22 protein-coding genes are annotated in these 23614 nt (G+C 56.7%); 11 read left to right on the top strand and 11 right to left on the bottom strand.

Features of this window, described 5'->3' with window-relative positions; translation table 11 throughout:
• Positions 1-78: 78 nt before the first annotated feature.
• Positions 79-447 (top strand): 6TM ABC transporter family protein, encoded by a 369-nt coding sequence (locus tag ACR0AY_RS09875; RefSeq protein WP_480454081.1) that lies wholly within the window; start codon positions 79-81, stop codon positions 445-447.
• Positions 448-641: 194 nt separating this feature from the next.
• On the opposite strand, the gene ACR0AY_RS09870 is transcribed toward ACR0AY_RS09875, so the two are convergent.
• The gene (locus tag ACR0AY_RS09870; RefSeq protein WP_170512015.1) at positions 642-1766 is read right to left on the bottom strand and encodes a metal ABC transporter solute-binding protein, Zn/Mn family; all 1125 of its coding nucleotides are present in this window, start codon (positions 1764-1766) and stop codon (positions 642-644) included.
• A 56-nt stretch (positions 1767-1822) separates the two neighbouring features.
• On the opposite strand from ACR0AY_RS09870, the gene ACR0AY_RS09865 reads away from it, so the two are divergent.
• The 3 genes from ACR0AY_RS09865 to ACR0AY_RS09855 are packed head-to-tail and all read left to right on the top strand — an operon-like array spanning position 1823 to position 3887.
• Positions 1823-2335 carry a Fur family transcriptional regulator gene (locus tag ACR0AY_RS09865; protein ID WP_170512013.1) on the top strand — a complete coding sequence of 171 codons (513 nt, stop codon included), beginning with the start codon at positions 1823-1825 and terminating at the stop codon, positions 2333-2335.
• A gap of 2 nt (positions 2336-2337) precedes the next feature.
• On the top strand, positions 2338-3090 hold the full coding sequence (locus ACR0AY_RS09860; RefSeq protein WP_170394347.1) for a metal ABC transporter ATP-binding protein: 753 nt from the start codon (positions 2338-2340) through the stop codon (positions 3088-3090).
• A complete protein-coding gene (locus ACR0AY_RS09855) occupies positions 3090-3887 on the top strand; it encodes a metal ABC transporter permease (RefSeq protein ID WP_170407700.1) in 798 nt (265 codons plus the stop codon). Before ACR0AY_RS09860 ends, ACR0AY_RS09855 begins: the two co-directional genes overlap by 1 nt.
• Positions 3888-3901: 14 nt before the next feature.
• On the opposite strand, the gene ACR0AY_RS09850 is transcribed toward ACR0AY_RS09855, so the two are convergent.
• The 4 genes from ACR0AY_RS09850 to ACR0AY_RS09835 form a co-directional block, all read right to left on the bottom strand.
• Positions 3902-4483 (bottom strand): XRE family transcriptional regulator, encoded by a 582-nt coding sequence (locus tag ACR0AY_RS09850; RefSeq protein WP_170512011.1) that lies wholly within the window; start codon positions 4481-4483, stop codon positions 3902-3904.
• Between the two features lie 147 nt (positions 4484-4630).
• Entirely contained in the window at positions 4631-5410 is a 780-nt protein-coding gene (locus tag ACR0AY_RS09845; RefSeq protein ID WP_170512009.1) for a carnitinyl-CoA dehydratase, read from the bottom strand.
• A gap of 3 nt (positions 5411-5413) precedes the next feature.
• A complete protein-coding gene (locus ACR0AY_RS09840; RefSeq protein WP_170512007.1) occupies positions 5414-7429 on the bottom strand; it encodes an acetate--CoA ligase family protein in 2016 nt (671 codons plus the stop codon).
• A gap of 7 nt (positions 7430-7436) precedes the next feature.
• Positions 7437-8597, bottom strand: coding sequence for an acyl-CoA dehydrogenase family protein (locus ACR0AY_RS09835; RefSeq protein WP_170512005.1), 1161 nt, complete (start codon positions 8595-8597; stop codon positions 7437-7439).
• 95 nt (positions 8598-8692) lie between these two features.
• Here ACR0AY_RS09835 and ACR0AY_RS09830 point away from each other — a divergent pair, with 95 nt between their 5' ends.
• Entirely contained in the window at positions 8693-9610 is a 918-nt protein-coding gene (locus tag ACR0AY_RS09830) for a GlxA family transcriptional regulator (RefSeq protein ID WP_170512003.1), read from the top strand.
• 8 nt (positions 9611-9618) lie between these two features.
• On the opposite strand, the gene ACR0AY_RS09825 is transcribed toward ACR0AY_RS09830, so the two are convergent.
• On the bottom strand, positions 9619-12054 hold the full coding sequence (locus ACR0AY_RS09825) for a GcvT family protein (RefSeq protein ID WP_170512001.1): 2436 nt from the start codon (positions 12052-12054) through the stop codon (positions 9619-9621).
• Positions 12055-12243: 189 nt separating this feature from the next.
• Between ACR0AY_RS09825 and ACR0AY_RS09820 the strand changes: the two genes are divergently transcribed.
• A complete protein-coding gene (locus ACR0AY_RS09820) occupies positions 12244-13761 on the top strand; it encodes a trimethylamine methyltransferase family protein (RefSeq protein ID WP_170511999.1) in 1518 nt (505 codons plus the stop codon).
• 14 nt (positions 13762-13775) lie between these two features.
• On the opposite strand, the gene ACR0AY_RS09815 is transcribed toward ACR0AY_RS09820, so the two are convergent.
• Together ACR0AY_RS09815 and ACR0AY_RS09810 are read right to left on the bottom strand one after the other, a co-directional pair.
• Positions 13776-14750 carry a LysR family transcriptional regulator gene (locus ACR0AY_RS09815; RefSeq protein ID WP_170511997.1) on the bottom strand — a complete coding sequence of 325 codons (975 nt, stop codon included), beginning with the start codon at positions 14748-14750 and terminating at the stop codon, positions 13776-13778.
• Positions 14751-14850: 100 nt separating this feature from the next.
• Entirely contained in the window at positions 14851-15537 is a 687-nt protein-coding gene (locus ACR0AY_RS09810) for a GntR family transcriptional regulator (RefSeq protein WP_170511995.1), read from the bottom strand.
• A 102-nt stretch (positions 15538-15639) separates the two neighbouring features.
• Between ACR0AY_RS09810 and ACR0AY_RS09805 the strand changes: the two genes are divergently transcribed.
• From ACR0AY_RS09805 to ACR0AY_RS09785, 5 genes are read left to right on the top strand one after another with little or no spacing between them, the layout of a single operon-like run.
• Positions 15640-16242 carry an amino acid synthesis family protein gene (locus ACR0AY_RS09805; RefSeq protein WP_170511993.1) on the top strand — a complete coding sequence of 201 codons (603 nt, stop codon included), beginning with the start codon at positions 15640-15642 and terminating at the stop codon, positions 16240-16242.
• Entirely contained in the window at positions 16214-17026 is an 813-nt protein-coding gene (locus tag ACR0AY_RS09800; protein ID WP_170511991.1) for an alpha/beta fold hydrolase, read from the top strand. The genes ACR0AY_RS09805 and ACR0AY_RS09800 overlap by 29 nt, the downstream gene beginning before the upstream one ends.
• On the top strand, positions 17023-17943 hold the full coding sequence (locus ACR0AY_RS09795) for a flavin reductase (RefSeq protein WP_170511989.1): 921 nt from the start codon (positions 17023-17025) through the stop codon (positions 17941-17943). The genes ACR0AY_RS09800 and ACR0AY_RS09795 overlap by 4 nt, the downstream gene beginning before the upstream one ends.
• 1 nt (position 17944) lies before the next feature.
• A complete protein-coding gene (locus tag ACR0AY_RS09790; RefSeq protein ID WP_170511987.1) occupies positions 17945-18982 on the top strand; it encodes an LLM class flavin-dependent oxidoreductase in 1038 nt (345 codons plus the stop codon).
• Positions 18983-18991: 9 nt separating this feature from the next.
• Complete coding sequence (locus ACR0AY_RS09785; protein WP_170511986.1) at positions 18992-20458, top strand: aldehyde dehydrogenase; 1467 nt, start codon at positions 18992-18994, stop codon at positions 20456-20458.
• Positions 20459-20491: 33 nt separating this feature from the next.
• Here the strand turns inward: ACR0AY_RS09785 and hisD are convergent, their stop codons facing one another.
• From hisD to cuyA, 3 genes are read right to left on the bottom strand one after another with little or no spacing between them, the layout of a single operon-like run.
• A complete protein-coding gene (gene hisD, locus ACR0AY_RS09780) occupies positions 20492-21766 on the bottom strand; it encodes a histidinol dehydrogenase (RefSeq protein WP_170511984.1) in 1275 nt (424 codons plus the stop codon).
• 8 nt (positions 21767-21774) lie between these two features.
• Positions 21775-22470 (bottom strand): cysteate racemase, encoded by a 696-nt coding sequence (gene cuyB / locus ACR0AY_RS09775; protein WP_170511982.1) that lies wholly within the window; start codon positions 22468-22470, stop codon positions 21775-21777.
• Between the two features lie 35 nt (positions 22471-22505).
• Positions 22506-23519 carry a D-cysteate sulfo-lyase gene (gene cuyA, locus ACR0AY_RS09770; RefSeq protein ID WP_170511980.1) on the bottom strand — a complete coding sequence of 338 codons (1014 nt, stop codon included), beginning with the start codon at positions 23517-23519 and terminating at the stop codon, positions 22506-22508.
• Positions 23520-23614 lie beyond the last annotated feature (95 nt).

The following is a 23614-nucleotide window of genomic DNA, read 5'->3' as shown; positions in this document are numbered from 1 at the left end:
TTTAGGCCGCAAGGTCATAGGTTTTGGTCCGCGTTCAGCGATCTGCGCGGGGTCTAGATTCAGATCCTATTGGCCGCGATGGTGACAAGCGTGCTTGGGCTGGTGACTTCGCGGTTCACCATGGTCGTTCATGACCCCATTCTGCCAAACGAAGTGGTTGATAGCTTGCTGGCTCTGGTCGTCGGGGTTGGCCTTGCACTGTTGTTCGATTTCCTAATCAAGAAATTGCGGACACGGTTCATCAATGCAGCGGGAAAACGGGCGGACCTGAAGATCACCGAGCGGCTGTTCAATCAGTTGATGGCGCTTATGATGAAAGCCCGGGGCGGGCAGAATGGACGCATGGCCTCGATCCTTCAGGACTTTGAGGTCGTGAGGGATTTCTTTACGTCTGTCTCGCTGGTTGCTTTGGTCGATCTGCCCTTCCCTTTCGTATTCGTGGCGTGATCCAACCTCTGGTCGAGCGCGGCATCGAAAGTTCGCTGGCGATGATTGACTTGCGCCGGCAGCTTAGCCGCCAAATTGGACAGCTTAGAGAGGCCGGTAGCCGAATACTGATGACTTTGTTGGAACGATGAGCGGAGAACTCTGTCTGATTTCAGCCTGGCCAGAACCAACTCCCAACCAGGCTGTTGATTGAGTCAAAGGCACTCAGACAGTGTTTTGGCCAGATTGCGGATGAGTTGCGGGTACAGATTTACTCCGGGTTCCAGATCAGATCCCAGCGGGTCCATGATGCCGGTTTTAGCTTCGGTGCCGTCGAGAACGGTTGCGACAATTCCGGGGTTGAACTGGGGTTCAGCCATGACACAATCCACACCTTCGTCGCGGATACGCCCCTGAATTTCGGCGATCCTTGCCGGGCTTGGATCGGTCGCATCGCTGAGGGAAATTGCACCCGAGGCCGGGAAGCCAAAGGCATCTTCGAAATATTGATAGGCATCGTGGAACACGATGAAGCTGCCACCTTTGACCGGCGCCAGCGTTTCGGCCACTTCCGCTGACAAAGCAGCCATTTCTTCACGCGCAGCTGCCGCATTTGCAAAATAAGCACCTGCGTTGTCTGGGTCAGCCGAAGAAAGCTGCGCCGCGATCGTTTTCAGCCAGATTTCTGCGTTGACCGGAGAGAGCCAGGCGTGCGGATCATGTTCGCCATGCGCATGGCCCTCATGGTCGTCATGTCCGGCGTGGTCCTCATGATCATCGTGGTCATGCTCATCCGCATGCTCTTCGTCATGATTATGATCATCATGCTCTTTGTCCTCGGCATGATCCTCGTGATCGTGGTCATCGTCTTTTGCATGATCGTCGTGGTCGTCGTGATCATGACCATCATCCTCAGCATGGTCGTGATCGTCATGATCGTCATCCCCATGATCTTCGTCGTCGCTATGGTCATGCGCTTCGAACAAAGCACTTTCACGGAAATCGAGCAGAACCGTTCCGTCCGACTCAAGCAACACCGTAACAGTCGCCCCGTCGCTGAGCGTCTCGACAGCGCCTTCCATCCACGGGGTCAGGTCCTCGCCAATCCAGAATACCAGATCTGCCTCTTGCAGTGCGGCTGCTTCTGACGGACGAAGGTTGTATTCGTGTGGCGAGGCACCGGGCTGCACTATCAATTCAGGCGTTCCTACCCCCTCCATCACCCGGGCCACGAGTGAGTGAACGGGTGCGATGTCAACCGCAACCTTGGGTGCATCCGCCATGGCGGTTCCGCCCATCAATGCAGCGGTAATCGATAGTGGGAGCAGCTTTCTGGACATCAGACCCTCTGTGTGATTTTATAACGTTACGAGCGGCATATATGATATGGTATAACATGACAAGTGAGATGCACCCCATTTCGGTTGGTGAAGATGCGCCGGTAGGATTTCAGGAGCATGATCACAAGAATTGCGTCGAAACGGCGTTGGCCACAGCGGATGCTCGGTGCAGGGAAGAGGGGTTGCGGCTAACCCCTGTGCGGCGAAAAGTCCTTGAAATGCTGTTGCAAGACCACAAGTCGCTTGGGGCTTACGCTATACTTGATCGATTGCGCGAAGCCGGTTTTGGTTCGCAGCCGCCGGTGGCTTATCGTGCGCTGGATTTTCTGGTCCAGTACGGGTTCGTCCATAAGATTGAACGTTTGAACGCCTTTGTGGCCTGCTCTCATCCCGGAGAGGTCCATTCCCCGGCCTTCATGATCTGCAGAAAATGCGACGCTGTCGCCGAAGCTCAGTCGGCACCGTCCAATGGCGTCCTCGGCGCAGCCGCGCGCGCGGCGGGTTTCGAAATCGAGCGAACCGTTGTAGAAGCCGAGGGACTCTGCCCAGACTGCACCGAGAAGGCGTAGACATGACCCTGATCACCGTTGAAAATCTCAGCGTGCGTTATGGCGCGAATACCGTTCTGCGCCATGTCGGCATGACGATTGAGGCTGGTGAAATCGTGACGATCGTTGGTCCAAACGGATCGGGAAAGACTAGCCTGTTGCGGGCCGTTATAGGCGCGACCAAGCCTGCGGAAGGTAAGGTTACGCTGAAGCCTGGGCTAAAAATCGGGTATGTCCCCCAAAAACTGCACATTGATCCGACCCTGCCGATATCAGTCGAAAGATTCATGCGTCTGACGGATCGTGTCTCTAGGCTTCAATGTACAGAAGCGCTTGAAACTGCTGGGGTGCCGGATCTGCTAAAGCGCCAAATGTCGCAATTGTCAGGCGGACAGTTTCAGCGCGTTTTGCTGGCGCGGGCGTTGATCAATCGGCCCGACGTTCTGCTTTTGGACGAAGCCACTCAGGGTCTCGACCAACCGGGGTCTGCGGCGTTTTATCGTCAGATCGAAGAGGTCCGGCGTGAAACCGGATGCGCCATACTGATGATCAGCCATGAATTGCACGTGGTCATGAGCGCGTCGGACAGGGTGATCTGTCTCAATGGTCATGTGTGCTGCCAAGGGTCCCCCGCAGTCGTAGCTTCGGCCCCGGAATATCGGGCCCTGTTCGGAACGGGTACCGGAGGCGCACTGGCCCTCTATCGCCATGATCACGACCATGATCACGATCACGATCACGGTCACTGTGAAACCTCTCAGGAAGCCGCAGAATAATGCTGGATGATTTCATGACGCGCGCGACGCTTGCAGGTGTTGGCGTTGCTTTTGCTGCGGCACCACTGGGGTGTTTTGTTGTCTGGCGTCGAATGGCCTATTTCGGGGATGCCACCGCCCATGCGGCAATCTTGGGTGTCGCTTTGTCGCTGACGTTTCAGCTGTCCATCTTTACTGGGGCGCTAGCTGTTGCGCTTGCAATGGCACTTACCGTGACACTGTTGTCCGGACGTGGCTACGCGATGGATACACTGCTGGGTGTTCTAGCACATTCTGCACTTGCCTTCGGTCTAGTCGCCGTATCGTTCCTGTCCGGTGTTCGCATCGACCTGATGGCCTATCTCTTCGGTGATATTCTGGCCGTGTCACGCACCGATCTGGTTGTGATCTGGGGGGGCGCAGCGCTTGTCGTGGCCCTGATCGTATGGCGCTGGTCGCAGCTTTTGACGGCGACCATGAATGAAGAGTTGGCCTATGCCAGCGGCTTTGACCCCAAGCGAGAGCAGTTGATCCTGACGCTGTCTCTGGCAGTTACAGTGGCCGTGGCGATAAAGGTCGTAGGTGTTCTTTTGATTGCTGCAATGCTGATCATCCCGGCGGCGGCTGCGCGCAGTCTGGCCAGATCACCGGAAGCGATGGCTTTGATTGCGGCGGCGATTGGTGCATTTTCCGCAATCGCCGGGCTACGGGCTGCTTACATATTTGATACGCCTGCAGGGCCATCCATTGTTTGTGTTGCTGCAGTAGTGTTTGCGTGTTTCAGCCTGATCGGATGGCAAACGCGGCGTGGAACCTAGGGCATCTGCAAAGATCAATGCGGTCGCGTCGACACGGTCACGAATTCAATTTCGTCTGACAGGATGTCCCGCACCCCATGTGGGAGCTTGGCGTCGAAGCTGAGCGTGTCACCTTCTGACATCTCGAACTCTTCGGTCCCACAGCCATAGATGGCGCTGCCTTCAATCATATAGATGAAGACGTAGCCTTCGTGCTGATAGTTAGGCAACTTGCGTTGGTCTTGTTTTGAGATGCGGATGCGTGCGGATTGGAATGACCCGCTAGGCCCGCTGTGTTTGCCGAGCAGTAGATAGTCATGGGCATGGTCTGGTGTGATACGCCGCGACGGCAATCCGGTTCCCGCCTGAACGTGATGCACATCCGAGGTCGTGTCGGTATGGCTGAACATCGCCATCAGAGAGACAGATAGTGCATCTGCCAACGCGTGTAAGGTACCAAGGGACGGCGACACATGACCATTTTCGATTCGGCTGATCATGGGCGCGGAAACCTTTGACTGCGCAGCAAGTTCGGTCACCGTGAGCTGACGTTCCTGTCGTAAACGCTGCAGGGTTCGCCCGATCTCAAGTTCTGGTTCTGTTTTCTTGTCCTGCATCGGGCCGCTTTGACATTCCTTCTTCCAGTTAAAGTAGCTGTGGCCTGAATTGCAGGATAGTAAAAGTGTTTTCTGACAAAAAACAAGCTTAGCTGAGCGATTGGCGCAAAACTGCGCCAATGCGATAAAGGCAGCGGTGTTTTGAACTTATTTTCCTTTCCAGACCGGATCACGTTTTTCAGCGAAGGCTTTTGCGCCTTCAAGCTGATCTTCGCTGGAATAGAGGATATCGACGGTGCGCAGCTGGCGCTTGGTGATGCGGTTCATGGCGTCCTGAAATTTGCTGTCTTCAGCTTCGCGCACGACCTCTTTGATCGCAGCATAAACCAGCGGAGGACCCGAGGCGAGCAGACGCGCCAATTCCCAGGCACGATCCATCAGTTGATCGGCAGGCAGGACTTCATTGACCAAGCCCCAACGATGACCTTCTTCGGCATCGAACCAGCGTCCAGTCAGCAATAGCTCCATCGCGATGTGGTAGGGAATGCGTTTGGGTAGCTTGACGCTCGCCGCATCTGCAACGGTTCCGGATCGAATCTCAGGCAGGGCAAAAGTTGCGTGTTCAGCGGCCAGGATCATATCGGCTGAAATCGCAAGCTCGAGCCCGCCACCACAGGCAATACCATTGATGGCCGCGATGACCGGTTTGTTCAGATCGCGTAACTCCTGCAAACCGCCAAAGCCACCGACACCATAATCTCCATCTACGGCATCGCCTTCGGCGGCTGCCTTCAGGTCCCAGCCAGGGCAAAAGAATTTGTCACCTGCTCCGGTCAAGATTGCGATGCGCAGTTCGGGATCATCGCGAAACTCGGCAAATACCTGCCCCATGATGCGGCTGGTAGCTAGATCGATTGCATTGGCTTTTGGCCGATCCAGCGTCACTTCGAGAATTGCGCCGTCACGGCGGGTCTTGATCGGGTCCATTTCTCAGGCCTTTCTGATAAGCGCATCCACCGCCACCGCCCGGGTGGGCGTGCAGAGAAGCGGGTTGATTTCGACCTCGCCGAGCGTTTCGGCATTTTGCATTACATAGTCTTGAACGGCCTGAATGGCGGCAACGATTTCATCCATATCAGCCGCTGGTTGGCCGCGATAGCCTGCCAGCAATGACGCGATCTTTAGTTCGCCGAGAGCAGCGCGAATACTGTCGGATGTTGCCGGGACCAGAAGAGAGGTGGTATCGCGCAATATTTCGGTCAAGACACCACCGGCCCCTATTGTCAGTACAAAGCCATGGGCCGCGTCCCGCACCACGCCGACGAGGATTTCAGCCACCGCACCCGTGATCATCTCTTCGATCAGAATTTCATCGGTTCCAATATCCGCCGCCACACCCGCCACATCGGCAGCCTGAACCCCCAATCGTACAGCAGAATGTTCGGATTTGTGGGCAAGGCCGACACCTTTGACAGCAAATGGCGCTTCCATTTCTTGCGCCGCGCTGAGGGCTTCCTTTGCGCTTCGGACGGACCTGTTTCGAGGGATGCGCAAACCATGGGCAGCCAGAGCTTGCTTGGCCTCGGCTTCGGACAGCGTATGCTGGACATCAGACGTACCCGGCAAGCAGACTGGCGCGCTTGCAGGTACGGCGACCTGACCCGCCGCGCGCGTGGCAGAAAGGGCTTCGCGGAGACCCATGAGGGGTACCACACCTGCCTCCATTAGGGTTTGTGCTACATCCTCAGGTAGCAATTCGGGCAGGGTAGAAACCACGGCAAAACGCGCACCCGTATCTGCCCGCACTTTTTGTGCTGTACGCGTGGCAGCGGCCCAATCTGTGGGATCGGTGGTCGGGTAATCAACGATCGTGAATGTCAGATCTATGTCGTCGCCAGTCATTCCCGCCCAGGCGTTCGCCATCGCCTCTTCATCGCGCCAGATATAGGTGTGGTAATCGAGTGGATTGCTTAGTGCGACCATCGGACCAAGCGCATCGCGCAATCGGGTTTGCTTGTCTCTGGACAGTTCTGGAAATCTGAGGCCAGTGCCGATCGCCATATCTGCGATCAGGCTGGCCTCGCCGCCCGAGCAGCTGATCGACGCAATGTTGCCCCCCGGCAAAGGCCCATAGCAATGTAACAGTTTCAAGGATTCCAGAAACTCGGGCAGCGAGGACAGGCGCGGGATGCCCAGCCGGATTAGCAAGGCCTGCGCACCCGCATCGCTCCCAGCCAGTGAGGCGGTATGAGAAACTGTTGCTGCCTGCGCCTGTTCGGATGCGCCCACCTTAAGTGCGATCAGAGGCACGCCTTTCCGATGTGCCTTGGCAGCAAGGGCCTCCCATTCGCGGATATCCTTGAAACCCTCGATATGTAAACCGACGGCAGTGACCCGTGGATCATCGATCAGCGACATGGCGATCTCAGCCTGACTGGTCTGCGCCATGTTCCCGCAAGTCACCATATAGGCAATCGGCAGAGCTCGTTTCTGCATAGTCAGGTTGATCGAGATGTTGGAGCTCTGGGTCAGAATGGCAACGCCTCGATCTACCCGAGCGGCTCCATGCTGATCGGGCCACAATAGCGCACCATCAAGCGCATTGATAAAGCCATAGCAGTTTGGCCCAAGAATGGGCATGCTGCCTGCTGCATTGATCAACTCTGATTGCAGATCTCCTCCTGCCTGGTCCTCGGCTGCAGCTTCCGAGAAGCCAGAGGCAAAGCAAACTGCTCCGCCGCTGCCCATGTCTGACAGAACCTGAACTGCCTCAACGGTGGCGTGACGATTGATGCCAACAAAGGCCGCGTCCGGGGACGATGGCAGGTCCTCAATCCGTGCGTAGGCCTTGTGCCCGGCAATTTCATCCGCCTTGGGATGAACAGGCCAGATTTTCCCTGCGTAGCCCATGCGTTCCGACTGCAGGATAACCTGCTGGCACCACGCGCCGCCGCCGATCACCGCGATGGATTCCGGGCGTAGAAGACGGGAGATATCCTTGCTCATTCGGGCCTCAGGCACCCAGAGGCCGCAGCAGATCACGACTGATGATATGCCGCTGGATTTCACTCGTACCATCCCAGATACGTTCTACGCGCGCATCCCGCCAGAACCGTTCGATCGGGAAGTCGTCCATCAGACCCATGCCACCATAGATTTGCAGCGTCGTATCCGTGACCTTTGCCAGCATTTCCGAAGCATAAAGCTTGGCCGAGGCAATCTCGCGATTTGAGGGCAAGTCCTGATCCAGACGCCATGCGGCCGCGAGCGTCAGCCAGTCGGCAGCGTCGATCTCGGTGATCATGTCAGCGATCTGAAAGCCAACACCCTGAAACTTGCCGATTGGCTGGCCGAATTGCTTGCGCTCAGCCGCGTAGTTCAGTGCGTAATCAAAACAGCGCCGCGCGCGCCCGACCGAAAAAGCAGCAACCGTCAGGCGCGTTGCATAGAGCCACTCGTTCATCACGGCGAAACCGCCATCGACCTCGCCCAGAACCTGTTCATCGGGCAGGCGGCAATTGTCAAAATACAGGATATAGTTCTTATAGCCTTTGTGGCTGACTGAGTTGTACCCCTCGCGCACTTCAAAACCCGGCGTGCCACGATCTACGAGGAATGTAGTGATCCGTTTTTTGGGGCCCTTGGGAGTTTCATCCACACCTGTTGCGATGAATACGATGAAGAAATCCGCGTGCTCCGCGCCCGAGATGAAGTGTTTCGAACCGTTGACGACCCAGTCACCGCCATCGCGAACGGCCTGACATTTCATGCCCCGAACATCTGAACCCGCGTCAGGTTCGGTCATAGCCAGAGCATCCATCTTTTCGCCACGCACGGCAGGCAACAAATAGCGTTCACGCTGGTCGGCGTTGCAGGCCATCAGGATATTCTGCGGACGACCGAAGAAATGGGTCAATGCCATCGAACCTCGGCCGAGCTCGCGTTCGACAAGAGTGAAATCAAGATGCGAGAGACCTGCGCCACCAACTTCTTCGGGGAAGTTACAGGCATAAAACCCCAGTTCGATGCATTTCCGCTTGATTTCGTCTCCCAGCTCTTGCGGCACCTGTCCGGTGCGTTCGACCTCAGCTTCGTGGGGGTAAATCTCGTTCTCAACAAAGCTCCGCACTGTTGAGACGATCATTTCCTGTTCTTCGGTTAAGCCAAATTGCATGACGCGTTCCCCTGATGTCTGATTGGCAATGAAACGTAGTTGCCTGACGCAATGACATGCAGTAATCGTACGATATCATGCCGAGTTAGAAAAATTTGATCCAGATCTATAACTTTTTGCTGTTCGACGGGTTCTCGAACCTTTGCCTCGCCAACATGGTTGAGCCATTGCGCGCGGCGAACACTTTGGCGGGGCAGGATCTCTATGCCTGGCAGTTTTATTCACCCCATGGTGCGCCAGTCCAAAGCTCCAGCGGGTTGCAGGTCGCGCCGCATGGAGCGATGGGCATTGAGGCGGGTGATGCTTTGGTTGTCATGCCGTCTTATGGGTATCTGGAACACTCGGTTCCCGATACTCATCGCGCTTTGCGCAGGGCCGCAACCCGTCATCGCAAACTGGCTGGTCTGGACACAGGGAGTTGGTTGCTCGCGCGTGCGGGACTGTTGGAAGGGTATCGCGCGACCATTCACTGGGATGAACTTTCCCGGTTCGAAGAAAATTTTACCGATGTCGAGGTCGTGCAGGAACGTTTTGTGATCGACCGGGACCGGATCACCTGTTCAGGCGCGATGGCTGCTTATGATCTGGCGACTGCTCTGATTCTTGCGGATCACGGGCCGCTGTTGTCGATGGAGGTGGCGCATCTTCTGATGAACCGTGGTGAACCAAGTGCTGCTTCATCACAGATGAAATCCGAAGACAGGCTGGTGAATCGGGTGCTGGGCGTCATGCAGGGCACGTTGGATGCGCCAGTAATGATAAAGGATATCGCTCGTCAGCTCGGGTGCTCTCAAAAGAAGATTGAGACCCGGGTTTTGTCCGAGCTGGGTGTAACACCGCAGGCGCTCTATCGTCGCCTGCGTCTGAATTTGGCGCGTAAACTTGCGGTCGAGACCCAGCAGTCCGTGGCCGAGATCGCCAGCCGCTGCGGGTATGAGAACCCAAGCGCAATGACGCGGGCGTTCCGGATGCAATTCGGGCAGACACCAACAGCCTATCGAAACGGGGAGTAACTTTGGGATTAGCCTCGCACGCGTGAGAGGTCCGGGTCATACGGGGACGGCGCAATCACCTCGGCCGCGATCATTTCTCCGCACAGGTCAAGTTGCATTCGGCTGCCGGGTTCGGAAAATTCCGGATTCACAAAGCCGTAAGCAAGGTTTAGCCCTGTTCTGTGGCCCCAGTCACCTGACGTGATCGTACCAACAACCATGTCGTCCAACATCAGGGAGGCTCCACCATGCGCCGGTGCTTTGGTTGCATCGATTTTCAGGCTTACCAGTTTCTTTTGAGGCCCGTTCTCAAGGCGTCTCTGCAACGCGTTTCGGCCAATGAAATCGCCTTTGGTCAGTTTCACGAACCGATCCAAACCGGTCTCAAACGGGTCGAACTCTGTGAGCAGATCGGCTTTCCAGTGCAAGAACCCTTTCTCCATCCGCATGGACTCGACGGCGCGAGCACCAAATAATTTCAAGTCATGCGTCTCGCCAGCTTTTCTGAGCGCCAGATAGGCCGCGTATAGTGAGGCGTTCGGGACATGTATCTCGTAGGCCAGTTCCCCTGAGAAGCTGATATTCAATACAGTTGCTGGCGCGAACCCGACAAAACACTCGCGAACTGACAGCCAGGGAAAAGCTTCTCGCGACCAGTCTCCTCGAGCACAAGCGGACAGCACGTCGCGCGATTTGGGTCCGGCCAGCACTAATATTGTCTGATCATTGGTGAGTGAGCGGATTTGCACATCTTCGCCATCATGCAGATGCGCCTTTAGCCAGTCCATATCATGGTATTCGCTGGCGGCGGCGGACCCGTACCAGACCCGTGCCGGGCCGCGATCACTCGCGGGCAGGTTGGCGATGGTGGCCTCGGCTTTGACCATCCCGTGGTGGTTCAGCAGATAACCAAGGCCGACCCGCCCGTCGCGTTTTGTCACCGCGCCGCACATCATCCGATCCAGAAACCGATGCCGATCGGTTCCGGTGATTTCCAGCCGGTTGAAGCCGTTCACTTCGGCCAGTCCGACATTTTCCTGAAGGTTTCTGATTTCCGCCGCGACGACGTCAAAGGCCTCACCAAAACTGAAACTCAGCGTTGGTTGAAAATCAGGCGCAGGCTTGATGTAGTCGACCCGCTCCCAACCGTTGACCACTGTAAATTCAGCCCCTTCTGCTGCGAGGATCGGGGTCAGCGGTGTGGTTTTGGCGGGGCGACCGGCAGGCCGGTGTTCGTGCGGGAAATGAAAGCGGAATTCATTCTGGTAATCTTCGATGGCTTTCAGCGCGGTCAGCTCCACATTTGTGTGGCCGGTAAACCGACGCGGATCAAGGCACCACGTGTCATAACAGGCCTCGCCGTGAACGATCTGTTGGGCCAGCAGCCAGCCATGGCCACCCCCTTCGCCCAAACCCGCGCGCAGACCGATGATGCAGAAAGCATTGCGCTTTCCGGGGATTGGCCCGACCAAAGGTGCGCCGTCAATTGTGTAGGTGATCGGACCATTCACCACTGTATGAATGCCGACATCCATCAGTGCAGGCATGCGTGCGAAGGCACCTTCCAGCACATCCGTCACGCGGTCCAGATCGTCAGGGCACAGCGCGTTCACAAAATTCGGATCGATCCCGTCCATGCCCCAGGTTTTGCAATCCTGCTCGTAGAAGCCGACCAGCAAGCCGTTCTTCTCCTGCCGACAATAATAGTCGCTGATCGGACAGCGCAGCAGGGGCATCCGATGGCCTGCGTCGCGGATCGTTGCGATTTCTTCTGTCAGAAAATACTGATGCTCCATCGAAGCGACAGGGTGGTGCACGCCCATCATCGCGCCCACTTCGTTTACCCGATAACCACAAGCGTTAACTACGATATCGCAGTCAATATTGCCGTGTTCCGTGTGAACCGTCCAGGTATCGTCCTTGTGCTGTGTCAGTCCTGTGACCGGAGTATTGCGATACACCTCGGCCCCGGCTTTGCGCGCACGGCGTGCCAGTGCTTGGCACAGTTGAGCCGGATCGATGTCGCCATCTAGCGGATCCCATAGCCCACCGAGAAGGTTGTCGGTGGAAATCAACGGGTGCCGGCGGGCGCATTCCTCTGCATCTATGACCTCGAAATGCACATCCATTCCGCGCGCCATAGACGCAAAATGGTGGTACCCCTGCATCTGCTCAGGCGTATTTGCAAGCCGGATGCCGCCGTCACCGTGATGGTAGTTGATAGGATAGTCCGGATCCTCGGCCAGTTCCTTGTACAGGTTGATCGAGTGGGTCTTCAGACCAACCATGGTCTGGTTCATGCCAAAATTGGTCACCTGCGCGGCCGAATGCCAAGTTGTGCCGCTGGTCAACTCATCGCGCTCGACCAGCACCACATCGGTCCAACCTTCACGGGTCAAGTGATACAGAGTCGAGCAGCCGGCGATACCGCCGCCAATGACGACCACTTTAGTGCGCGATTTCATCAAGAACCCTCCGGTACGTAGTCTTTTGGGGATAAGCCTGCACTGTCAGTTGGTTCACAAGCGGTTGGATATTGTTACGTAAAAAATCGAAAATAAAAGCTCATTAACTCGTAGTAATTCGAATGCGGTTGAAATTGGCTCTGGGCGTTTAGTTGAATTGATCAACCTGATGCGGTTGGAGGATCACAAATGGCTGCGCCGCAGGCGAAAAGGTCCGGTCGAAAAGGACGTATCGCACAGCGGGCTGAAAAGCCTGCGCTCGACCCCTGTCCACCAGGTCAACCGGGAGGCGCTTACAAACCCTTGACTGGGGTTGAGCTTGAGCGGATTTACAACACAACTCTGGATCTTCTTGAGAAGCTGGGCATCGGCGAGGTGCCGGATCGTTTGCGTTCTGATTTGTTGGCGGTTGGGGCGCAAGATAGCGGGGAGGGAAGGATATTTTTTTCGCCTCAACTTGTGGAACAGGCGATTGATCAGGCCGCCAAGACTTTTGTTCTGCACGGGCGTGATCCAGCCCGATCCATCGAAGTTGGCGGTAATCGCGTCTATTTCGGAACCGGAGGGGCGGCGGTTCAGACGCTTGATCTGCGCAGTGGTCGCTATCGGCCTTCAACCTTGCAGGACTTGCATGATTTCACGCGTCTTCAAGATGTCTTGCCAAATGTCAGCTGGTTCACCCGCTGTTGCGTTGCAACCGATCTGGAGGAAACCTTCGATCTGGATGTGAACACCGTCTATGCGCTGTTGAAGAATACCTCCAAGCCCACCGCGACGTCTTTTACATTGGCGCAGCACGTTGCGCCAATTGTTGAGATATTGGATATCGCAGCCGGGGGACCCGGTGAATTCGCAAAACGCCCGTTCATGAAAGCACATATAAGCCCGGTGATCTCGCCGATGCGCTACGGTGAAGACGCGGTGGATGTGGTCTACGCCTGCATCGAACACAATATTCCGATTTCTTGCATCACCGCTGCTCAGGCCGGCGCGACTGCACCGGCGACCTTGGCTGGTTTTCTGGCGCAGTCATTGGCAGAAACCCTTGCGAGTCTGGTAATGGTCCACGCGATCCAGCCCGGGTTTCCTATGGTCTTTTCGAATTGGCCACTGGTGATTGACCTTCGGACCGGCGCGTTCTCAGGTGGCAGCGGAGAGACGGCTGTCCTGAATGCAGCATCAGCACAATTATCAAATTGGCTTGGGCTGCCGTCAGGCGTGGCCTGTTCGATGTCTGATGCCAAGGCGATCGACGCTCAATACGGGATGGAAAAGGGACTGACCTCAATGGCGGCGGCGCTGGCAGGTGGTAATCTGATCTATGAAAGCTCAGGCATGACGGCCTCGTTGCTGGGTGCAAGTTTTGAGGCGTTCGTGTTGGATGATGAGATGCACTCGTACACCTACCGCGCTTTGAGGGGCATAGAGGTGACACACGAGAATCTGGGCTTTGACGCGATCTGCGAAGCAGTTCTGGGCGAGGGCCATTTTCTGGGTGGTCAGCATACTTTTGCGGCCATGGAACGGGATTACTTTTATCCCTCACTCGCAGACAGGGACGAGCCGCGAACCTGGGCAGAAAACGGAGCGCAAGATGCCTGGAGCCGCGCGCGACATCGGGCGCAAGAAATTTTGCAGACCCATACGCCAAGATACCTGTCAGACGAACAGGATCGGCAAATCCGAGATCGCTTCAACATTCTTTGAAGGCTGATCCAGTGCTATTCGATCAGTTTGAAACTATCCGCCAGCCACGGGATATCATCGCGCAGTGGGGAAATGATGCGGTCATTGATCAGTGATCGGGTTTTGGCATCCACAAGCTCAATCACCGATCTTGAACAATCCGGCGTCGCGACCAGTGCCAGTGTGCGTGCAAAGCTCTTGCCCGGAAACGGGTGCATGCACAGCTTTGATTGAAACCGTTTTGCCCGAGAATACAGCAGCGGCGTCGTGATGGTCCATCCCGCACCGGAGGACACCATCGACATCAGCGTCTGATTGTTGCTGCATTCAAACCTGTGAGAGGACGAAATCCCCATCCGGCGTAATTGGGATTCGATCTGGCGCGCGATGATCAGATTGTTGGTATATCGTAGAAACGGCAATTTGGTTCGACCCTCAACAGTATCTTGCAAAGACTTGTCACTCACCGCAGGCAAAACGATCACAAATGGATCGCGCAGAAGGGGGCGATCCTGCAGATCGCGCATACGTTCGCTAGGAGTAGTGGAAATCCCCAGATCCAACTGCCTGTCACGCAGCATGTCGATAATCGCGTGGCTGGAATCCGTGTGGTACATGAAATCACAGGCGGGCATATTCGCGAATAGATAGACCGCCAGCTCTGGAATAATGTCGCTGTCGAAGTCTTCGATCGTGCCGAAACGCAGATAGCTGGCCTCGGTGATGCTTCCTGCAGACGCTTCGGCCTTGGCCTTTCGGATCAGGTGCAGCGCATCGTCGATATTGCGCAGGAAGACCCGGCCCTTTGGGGTCAGAACCATGGGTCTACGGGTGTGGTTGAACAGCTCAACGCCCAGATGGTCTTCGAGATTGCGCAGGTGATGGGAAACGGTGCTGATCGTCAGCCCTGTTTCCTTGGCGACCGCCTGTAGCGAGCCCTTTTGCGCACATATCTGAAACAGTTCCAGCCATTTGAGACTGAGGTCTTTGGGAGCAGACTGACGCGGCATTCCGGTGCTTTCGTGAGATCAGGGCGGTCCTGACGAAAATACGCAGATTTTGAAAGCTTTGATATCAGAATCTTGGAATTCTGGCTCAATTGCCGAGCAATCAGGTTTCAGAGCTTTCCAAAAAGCCGCGCGCGGTCTGTGCAGCATCCGCGATATGGCTTTCGACTGCTTTTCGGGCTTTGGCAGGATCACCACTGAGGATGGCATCATGGATGGCAGTCATGTGGCTCATCCCAGAACGCTCTCGATTCCGCGCTGCGAGGGTCAAGGCCCGCAGGCGGCTGATCCGGCCGTTCAGACGTTGCACGACATCCCAGGCGATGCTGTGCCCAGCCTGTAGAAAAATCAGTTCATAGAAGCGAGTTGTGGCCTGTAGCAGATTTGACCATTCGGTGTCATTCTGCGCCGCGCCCACTGCTTTCAATGCCTTGCCCAGATCCTTTGCGAAACCTGTCTCATGCGCTTGTGCACAGGCGGCGGCGGCTGAGCCTTCTAGCTGTAAGCGGATGTCATAGATTTGCCGCGCTTGGTCCCAGCTGAGGGTCGAGACGATTGGCCCGCGGTTGGGGATAATCTCAACCAAACCCTCGGCTTCCAGAAACCGGATCGTCTCGCGGATGACGGTGCGGCTGACACCAAGCTGATCGCAAAGCGGGCGTTCAACAAGCCGCTCACCGGGGGCAAAATGCCCGGCGATGATCGCTTCGCGCAGGCGCGCTTGCACGATATCCCGCAAGGTTTGCGGTGCTTTTTCGATCTTTTGCAGGGTGGAGTCGGTGTTCATCATCGACGCTTTCATATCTGTGGTACGGATCCGGAACAAGTATGATTGACATATCGTATTATGGTATACCATATTCTCGACCAAAGGCTTGCCAAAGGAATCACCATGTCCGCCGAAATTCGAAAAACGCTTCTGCATGTCGAAGACACTCTGATCGAGGGTGGTAAGTTGGCGGACACTCCGCTGAAGCTAATTGCCGCAATGGCTGTCATTCGGAACCCTTGGGCTGGTCAGGGTTTTGTCGAAGATCTTGGCCCCGCGATCCGCGATTGCGCCCCCGGATTGGGGGAATTGCTGACCAAGATGATTTTGGATGCTTCAGGTGGTGGCGACCAGGTCGAGGCCTATGGCAAATCCGCTATTGTGGGCTTGAACGGAGAGGTCGAGCATGCGTCGGCCCTGATCCACACGCTGCATTTTGGCAATCATTATCGCAAAGCAGTCGGCGCGAAATCCTACCTTTCCTTCTGCAATACGCGCGGCCCGGCCAATGCGCCGCTGCTGATCCCCTTGATGGACAAACATGATGGCGGTCGTCGCTCTCACTACCTTACGATCCAGACTTCGGTCGCAGATGCACCTGCGGCAGATGAGATTCTGATTGCACTGGGTGCATCGATTGGAGGGCGGCCGCACCACCGGATCGGGGATCGCTATCAGGACATCGAGGAACTTGGTCATGACGTTGACAACCCTGCAGCTGTCTAACTCGGGCCGATCAGTCGCGTTCAGAGAGGCGGGCGAAGGGCAACCGGTCTTTATGATCCATGGCGTTGGCATGCAATCTGCGGCCTGGGGCCCTCAGTTTGACACGCTGAGCCAGCATTGCCGTATAATTGCGGTTGATCTGCCGGGGCATGGAGGCAGTGACCGTCTGCCATCTGGAAGCCAATTGCCGGATTTTGTTGGCTGGATGCATGATGTTGTCGACGCATTGAATCTGGCTCCGGTCGCAATCATCGGGCATTCAATGGGGGCACTGATCGCCGCCGGCTTTGCGGCAGAGCACCCCGATATCACTAGCCGTGTTGCTATGTTGAACGGCGTCTTCTGTCGCGATGCCTCAGCCCGCACCGCAGTCATCCAACGGGCCGCTGAAATCAGCGCGGGTCGAGTTGATCTGGAAACGCCGTTGTCGCGCTGGTTTGGTGACAGTCCGGGTGATCTGGCTGCCCGTGCGCAGGTGGCGTCGTGGCTTGGGTCTGTGGATCAACGAGGCTACGCCATCGCCTATTCCGCTTTTGCGCGGGGCGATGCCACCTACGCCAGCAAGATGAATCGGATTTCATGCCCGTTTCTGGCGCTCACCGGCGACGGAGACTCGAACTCAACCCCGGCTATGTCACAAGCTATGGCCGCAGCAGTTCAAAACGGTCGGGCAGTTGTGATCCAAGGCCACCGACATATGGTGAACTTGACAGCATCCGATGAAGTAACAGCGCATCTGGTTGAATGGCTCGGCCAGCCCGCCGAAGAAAGGATTGCGCAATGACCTCGCTTGATCCCCGCACGCTGCGAAATGCATTTGGAGCGTTCATGACGGGCGTCACCGTGGTTACGTCGCATGATACCCAAGGTAACCCGATCGGGTTTACCGCGAACTCGTTCACATCCGTCTCACTAGACCCGCCGCTTGTGCTGGTTTGTCTCGCCAACAGTTCAAAGAACTATGACGCATTGATTGCCGCTGACGGGTTTGCCGTCAATATCCTGTCAGAGACACAGATCGAGGTGTCCAATACCTTTGCCCGGCCCGTCGAAGACCGGTTTGCCAGCGTCGAGTGGCGGCGTGGACCTGCGGGATCGCCGTTGATCGATGGGTCGTCGGCCTGGTTTGACTGCTCTATGCACAAAACCGTCGAAGCGGGGGATCATGTGATCCTGATCGGCGAGGTCAAAGCCTTCGACAATACTCCGGCACCCGGTCTCGGATATGTCAGGGGGGCCTATGTAACACCATCAACAGCTGCTGGTGCCTTGATGCAGGACACCGGCCTGATCGTTTCAGCCTTGATCGAACGCGCAGGTGAGGTTCTGTTGATCGATGCCGGTGACGGCGCGCTTGCACCGCCTGAGGTGGCGGTTGGATCAGAGGGCGTTTCGGCTGCATTGGACAAGCTAATCGATGCCACCGGGCTGACCGCAGAGCCGGGCTTTGTTTATTCGGTTTACGAAGATGCAGAGAAAAGGCGTCAACACATCGCGTTTCTGTGTCAGGCCGCTGATGGTGAGCCGAAGAAAGGTAATTTCGTCCCGCTGGATGTCGTATCCTTTGGCACTGTAACCGACACGGCGACCCGAACCATGCTGGAACGATTGTCCGAGGAATCCCGTCTGGGAGATTTTGGCATTTACTACGGAAACAAGAACAGCGGCGAGGTTCGCCCGATTACACGAGGAGGTCACTGACATGCGGTTTTCGCTTTTCGTTCATATGGAACGCACCTCTCCCGATCAGGACCAGCAGGAGCTGTATGAAAACTTCATAGAACTGGCCAAGATCGCTGATGCGGGCGGCATGCATGCGGTCTGGACCGGCGAACATCACGGGATGGATTTCACCATCTCGCCGAACCCGTTCCTGAATATCGTCGATCTAGCACGCCAGACCAACAATGTGCGTCTGGGAACCGGAACCGTTATCGCTCCGTTCTGGCATCCGATCCGGCTGGCCGGAGAGGCCGCAATGACGGACATGATCACGAATGGCCGTTTGGATCTGGGCATCGCGCGTGGCGCCTACAGCTATGAATACGAGCGGATGGTGCCGGGGCTGGACGCCTGGGAGGCAGGCCAGCGTATGCGCGAGCTTGTCCCGGCATTGCGGGGTCTTTGGGAGGGCGATCATGCGCTGGACGGAGAGTTTCATTCTTTCCCGGCAACCACATCTTCACCCAAGCCTCTGCAACAAAACGGTCCACCGATCTGGGTTGCCGCGCGCGATCCCAACAGTCATGAGTTTGCGGTATCGAACGGTTGTCACGTGCAGGTCACCCCTTTGTGGCAGGGCGACGAAGAGATCACCCGGCTGATGGATACGTTCAATGCCGCTTGCGCCAAATTTCATGACGTCCCGCGCCCCGAAATCATGCTGTTGAACCACACCTACATCGCCTCGGACGAGGCGGATGCCCGTCGCGCGGCTGAAGAGATCAATCGCTTTTATTGCTATTTCGGCGCGTGGTTCAAAAACGAACGCCCTGTGTCGCAGGGTCTGATCCAGACGCTGAGCGATGACGACATCGCTAACCATCCCTTCTATTCGCCCGAGGCGATGATCCGGGACAACGTGATCGCCACGCCCGACAAAGCAATCGAACGTATCAAGGGCTATAGCGATCTTGGATATGATGAGTATTCTTTCTGGATCGACAGTGGGATGAGCTTTGAGCGCAAGAAAGCCTCGCTTGAGCGGTTCATTGCGGACGTCATGCCCGCCTTCGCCTAAGGAGAGAAAATGCGGCAGTTTCAGCACTATATCGGCGGCACGTTTTCGGATGGGACCGCGCATTTCGACAGCCTTGATCCCGCGACGGGCACCGTTTGGGCGAAAATGCCTGAAGCCAGAACACATGATGTGAACGCCGCGGTTGAGGCTGCGTGTTCAGCGCTGAATGCCCCCGAATGGGCGACCATGACAGCAACGGCGCGTGGTAAACTGTTGTACCGGCTGGCCGATCTGGTCGCCGAAAATGCTCAGACCTTAGCCGAGCTTGAAACGCGCGATACCGGCAAGATCATTCGCGAAACCTCTGCTCAGATCGCCTATGTCGCGGACTACTACCGTTACTATGCCGGATTGGCGGACAAAATCGAAGGGGCGCACCTGCCGATCGACAAGCCCGACATGGAGGTTTGGCTGCGCCGCGAACCAGTTGGTGTGGTGGCCGCCATAGTGCCGTGGAATTCGCAACTGTTCCTGTCTGCTGTCAAGATTGGCCCGGCGCTTGCCGCCGGTTGCACAATCGTTCTGAAAGCATCCGAAGATGGTCCGGCCCCGATGCTGGAATTCGCGCGTATTTTCGATCAGGCAGGCTTCCCGCCCGGAGTTCTGAACGTCATCACCGGCTTCGGGCCGGAATGCGGCGCCGTTCTGACCAGTCACCCGGATGTCGATCATGTCGCCTTTACAGGCGGCCCGGAAACCGCGCGCCATATCGTGCGCAACTCGGCTAAAAACCTCGCTTCGACTTCGTTGGAACTGGGCGGAAAATCCCCGTTCATCGTGTTCGAAGATGCCGATATCGAAAGTGCTGTGAACGCGCAGGTTTCGGGGATCTTTGCTGCTACCGGGCAAAGCTGCGTGGCGGGATCGCGATTGGTAATCTCTGACAAGATCAAAGATGAGTTTCTGGCCCGGCTCACCGAAAAAGCGGGTGAGATCGTGATCGGGGCGCCCGATGACCTAAAGACCGAGGTTGGCCCGCTGTGCACTCAGGCTCAGCTTGTGACTGCTGCAGATCTGGTTGCTGAATCCGTCTCGGCAGGGGCTACCGTGATAGCGGGTGGGCAACCTTTGGACCGTCAGGGGCACTATTTTCCACCGACAATCATTGATTGTACGGACGCGCCTGATGCGCCCTGTCTGACGCGCGAAGCCTTTGGTCCGATCCTCTCGGTCGTCAGTTTCGGGACCGAAGCGGAGGCGATACAAATAGCCAACAACACCGCGTTTGGGCTGGCGTCGGGTGTCTTTACCAAAGACTTGACCCGCGCACATCGAATGATCTGCAGAATTCGGGCTGGCATTGTCTGGGTTAACACATATCGCGCTGTTAGTCCGATTGCTCCATTCGGAGGTCATGGACTGTCGGGCCACGGGCGCGAAGGGGGCCTACAGGCGGCGCTTGATTACACACGGGTCAAATCGGTCTGGTTGCGCACAAGCGACGATCCGATCCCCGATCCGTTCGTGATGCGGTGAATCTGACCAATCAACAGCATCCTTGGGCCAGATTTAGCACACTTTAGACAATCGCATCTCTGCCGCGCGTGCGTGGCCTTCCATGCCTTCCATCCGACTGATCCTAGCAGTGCGTTCAGCAAGCTCGTGCGAGGCTTGCGCTGTGCAGCGCTGCCATGTCACCGTTTTTGTGAATTTATGCACTGACAGACCGCCGGTATATCGGGCCGCTCCGCTTGTCGGCAAAACATGATTTGGCCCGGACGTCTTGTCGCCGAAGGGCACTGTTGTTTCGGCACCCAGAAACAGCGATCCATAGGTGGTCAGTTGGTCCAGCCACCAATCCAGGTCCTCGGCGATCACCTGCAGATGTTCGGGCGCGTAGTTATTGGCGACCCTGGCAGCCTCGTCGCGGCTGTCGCAAAGAATGATCTCGGCCCGGTCGCGCCATGCCGTGCGCGCTGCACTAGCGTTCGGCTCGGGAAGACTGTCGATCAGGGCATCGGCGCGCGCGATAACGCCCTGGGCCAGAGCTTTATCGGTGCTGACAAGCCAGACAGGGCTATCGACGCCGTGCTCGGCTTGGCTCACCAGATCCCAGGCGACGGTCTCGATCGATGCTGTGTGATCGGCAATTACCAAGGTATCGGTTGGACCTGCAAACATGTCGATGCCAACCTTACCAAACAGCATCCGTTTCGCCTCGGCGACATAGGAATTTCCGGGACCGACAAGAATGTCGGCAGGAAGCGCACCAAAAAAGCCATGGGCCATCGCAGCAATCCCCTGAACTCCGCCCAAATTCAGGATCAGATCTGCACCGCTAAGGTCCATCGCATAAACTATTGCATCGGGGATGCCCGCACCGGGACGCGGTGGCGAGACCGCCGTGATGTGGGACACCCCAGCCACCTTTGCCGTGGTAATCGTCATCAACGCACTTGCGATATGGCTATACCGACCACCAGGAACGTAACATCCCGCACTAGCGATCGGGATCTGTTTCTGACCTGCGATCAGGCCGGGCATCACCTCGATCTCGCATTCGCTCACCGTGGTCATCTGCGCTTCGGCAAATCGACGGATATTGGCATGGGCAAAGCGGATGTCGTCTTTGACCTGTTCAGGCACGCGGTCACATGCGGCTTTGCGCGCTTCATCAGTCAACACGAACTCTCCCGTCCAGCCATCGAGCGTTCCGGCATAGCGCCGAACGGCCTCTTCGCCCTCGCGCTCGATATTGGAGAGCATGATTGCGACGATATCGCGGATATCCGAATTTTCTGCATCGGGGCGGGGCAGGGCGGTTTTCAGATAAGAGACGGCCATGGGAAACCTCAACGCGTCAGAGAGTGGGAGTGGATAGCGCCCGCCAGAATATCGACGGTGTCGATGATCGGAACGCTTTTGGGCAAGTCGCGGGTGAGCAGAGAGAATTCGGAGCAGGCCACAAACAAAAGCGCGGCACCCCGGCCCGAAAGGGCGTTAGCAGCGTCGGAAAGTGTGCTGAGCGCAGCGCCGGTTGGCCCTTCAGATTTGATGTGGCGGATCGTGCCGAGCATCCTATCTTCATCCTCGGGCCAGATTGCGGTAAATCCGGCGCGGTTCAGGGGGGCGTCAAAAATTCCGACCTTTCGCAGCGCTGGGGAGGCAAGAATTCCGACCTGGCTGCCAGAAGGCAGGAGCTGCGACGCTTGATCCACGGACAGGTCTACCATGTTCAGAAAGGGGATCGAGACGGCGTCCTCTATCTGCGCCGCATAGTGGTGTGCGGTGTTACAAGGCATCGCAAGCGCGGTTGCCCCTGATTGCTCCAATCCTCTCGCCATATCGGCCAGAACCGGCCCGGGATCAGACCCGTTGCCCTCGATCAGGTGCGCGATGCGGGAAGGCACCTGTGGGTTCATGTCAATCAGTAGTGGCAGGTGATCGGCATCATCCGCCGCCTGTACCGTGGATAACACGCGCTGCTGCAACAGAATTGTCGCCTCGGGGCCCATTCCGCCCAATATGCCGGTGACGCGGGGTTTCATGCGAAGACCTGCTTGCTGGAACTTATCACCGTGATTTACAGATTGACCCAGCGGTCGGTGTGATCGAAAGCGAAATCATAACCGAACAGGCCAACCGAGCCTCCGGTATGCAAGAACACCACACGCTCATCCTTGAACGAGCCCTTGCGCGCCAGATCGATCAGACCGGCGGCCCCTTTGGCGGAATAGACCGGGTCGAGCAGAATGCCTTCCAGTTCGGCAAACATGCGGATCGCCTCAATGCCGCTTTCGGTCGGCAAGCCGTAGCCGTCGCCTACATAGTCGGTATTGGCCATCACATCCTCGCGCCGCACCACGCCTGGGCAACCCAATTTCTCAGCCGTGTTGCGGGCTAGATCATAGACCATCTGCTCTTGCTTGGGCTGCGGTGCGCGGGTGCCAATGCCAAGAACCGGAATGCCCGTATTCATGGCGCAAAGCCCGGTGACCAGCCCGGCTTGCGTGCCCGAGGAGCCCGTCGCATGCACCACGCGATCGATTTTGAGACCGGCGTTATTGGCCTGGCTCACAAGCTCTAGCGCGCAGTTTACATAGCCAAGCGCTCCGATCGGGTTCGAACCTCCGCCCGGAATGACATAGACGTTGTGACCTTCTTCACGCTTCTTCGCGGCCGAACGCTCCATCTCGGCGGGCATGTCGTGGCCGCCGGGAAACTTCTCGGTGGTTGCGCCATGCAAATGATCCAGCAGAACGTTGCCGTTGTTGTTGTAGTTGGCGTTGTTATAGCTGGTGCGGTCTTCCAGTAGGATATGACATTTCAAACCCAGCCGGGCAGCGAATGCAGCGGTTTGACGCGCATGGTTCGATTGCGTTGCCCCTTGTGTCATCACCATGTCTGCGCCTTGTGCGAGCGCTTCGCCGAACAGAAACTCTAGTTTGCGGGTCTTGTTGCCACCCGTCGACATGCCGGTGCAGTCGTCTCGCTTGATCCACATATCGATTCCCAGAGCCTCGGACATACGATCCATCCGTTCAAGCGGTGTTGGCAGATGGGCAAGAAAAACACGGGGAAAACGGGAAAGATGCATCAAGCAGTCCTGATCTGAGCCCGGCACATGGTTCAAGACCGGTAGGTCTTGCCAACACGGGCCGCTGGGTAGGTTTCTGGGTTTAGAATGCCGCC

It is taken from the genome of Ruegeria sp. A5, from assembly GCF_056543005.1.
Note: the sequence above shows the minus strand (reverse complement) of the source record. Positions and strands in the feature narration are given on the sequence as shown.

Excerpts from the sequence above, each read along its gene's own strand:
- ACR0AY_RS09875 (WP_480454081.1), top strand. The coding sequence starts at position 79 with ATGGTGACAAGCGTGCTTGGGCTGGTGACTTCGCGGTTCACCATGGTC.
- ACR0AY_RS09870 (WP_170512015.1), bottom strand. The coding sequence starts at position 1,766 with ATGTCCAGAAAGCTGCTCCCACTATCGATTACCGCTGCATTGATGGGC.
- ACR0AY_RS09865 (WP_170512013.1), top strand. The coding sequence starts at position 1,823 with ATGACAAGTGAGATGCACCCCATTTCGGTTGGTGAAGATGCGCCGGTA.
- ACR0AY_RS09860 (WP_170394347.1), top strand. The coding sequence starts at position 2,338 with ATGACCCTGATCACCGTTGAAAATCTCAGCGTGCGTTATGGCGCGAAT.
- ACR0AY_RS09855 (WP_170407700.1), top strand. The coding sequence starts at position 3,090 with ATGCTGGATGATTTCATGACGCGCGCGACGCTTGCAGGTGTTGGCGTT.
- ACR0AY_RS09850 (WP_170512011.1), bottom strand. The coding sequence starts at position 4,483 with ATGCAGGACAAGAAAACAGAACCAGAACTTGAGATCGGGCGAACCCTG.
- ACR0AY_RS09845 (WP_170512009.1), bottom strand. The coding sequence starts at position 5,410 with ATGGACCCGATCAAGACCCGCCGTGACGGCGCAATTCTCGAAGTGACG.
- ACR0AY_RS09840 (WP_170512007.1), bottom strand. The coding sequence starts at position 7,429 with ATGAGCAAGGATATCTCCCGTCTTCTACGCCCGGAATCCATCGCGGTG.
- ACR0AY_RS09835 (WP_170512005.1), bottom strand. The coding sequence starts at position 8,597 with ATGCAATTTGGCTTAACCGAAGAACAGGAAATGATCGTCTCAACAGTG.
- ACR0AY_RS09825 (WP_170512001.1), bottom strand. The coding sequence starts at position 12,054 with ATGAAATCGCGCACTAAAGTGGTCGTCATTGGCGGCGGTATCGCCGGC.
- ACR0AY_RS09820 (WP_170511999.1), top strand. The coding sequence starts at position 12,244 with ATGGCTGCGCCGCAGGCGAAAAGGTCCGGTCGAAAAGGACGTATCGCA.
- ACR0AY_RS09815 (WP_170511997.1), bottom strand. The coding sequence starts at position 14,750 with ATGCCGCGTCAGTCTGCTCCCAAAGACCTCAGTCTCAAATGGCTGGAA.
- ACR0AY_RS09810 (WP_170511995.1), bottom strand. The coding sequence starts at position 15,537 with ATGATGAACACCGACTCCACCCTGCAAAAGATCGAAAAAGCACCGCAA.
- ACR0AY_RS09805 (WP_170511993.1), top strand. The coding sequence starts at position 15,640 with ATGTCCGCCGAAATTCGAAAAACGCTTCTGCATGTCGAAGACACTCTG.
- ACR0AY_RS09800 (WP_170511991.1), top strand. The coding sequence starts at position 16,214 with ATGACGTTGACAACCCTGCAGCTGTCTAACTCGGGCCGATCAGTCGCG.
- ACR0AY_RS09795 (WP_170511989.1), top strand. The coding sequence starts at position 17,023 with ATGACCTCGCTTGATCCCCGCACGCTGCGAAATGCATTTGGAGCGTTC.
- ACR0AY_RS09790 (WP_170511987.1), top strand. The coding sequence starts at position 17,945 with ATGCGGTTTTCGCTTTTCGTTCATATGGAACGCACCTCTCCCGATCAG.
- ACR0AY_RS09785 (WP_170511986.1), top strand. The coding sequence starts at position 18,992 with ATGCGGCAGTTTCAGCACTATATCGGCGGCACGTTTTCGGATGGGACC.
- hisD (WP_170511984.1), bottom strand. The coding sequence starts at position 21,766 with ATGGCCGTCTCTTATCTGAAAACCGCCCTGCCCCGCCCCGATGCAGAA.
- cuyB (WP_170511982.1), bottom strand. The coding sequence starts at position 22,470 with ATGAAACCCCGCGTCACCGGCATATTGGGCGGAATGGGCCCCGAGGCG.
- cuyA (WP_170511980.1), bottom strand. The coding sequence starts at position 23,519 with ATGCATCTTTCCCGTTTTCCCCGTGTTTTTCTTGCCCATCTGCCAACA.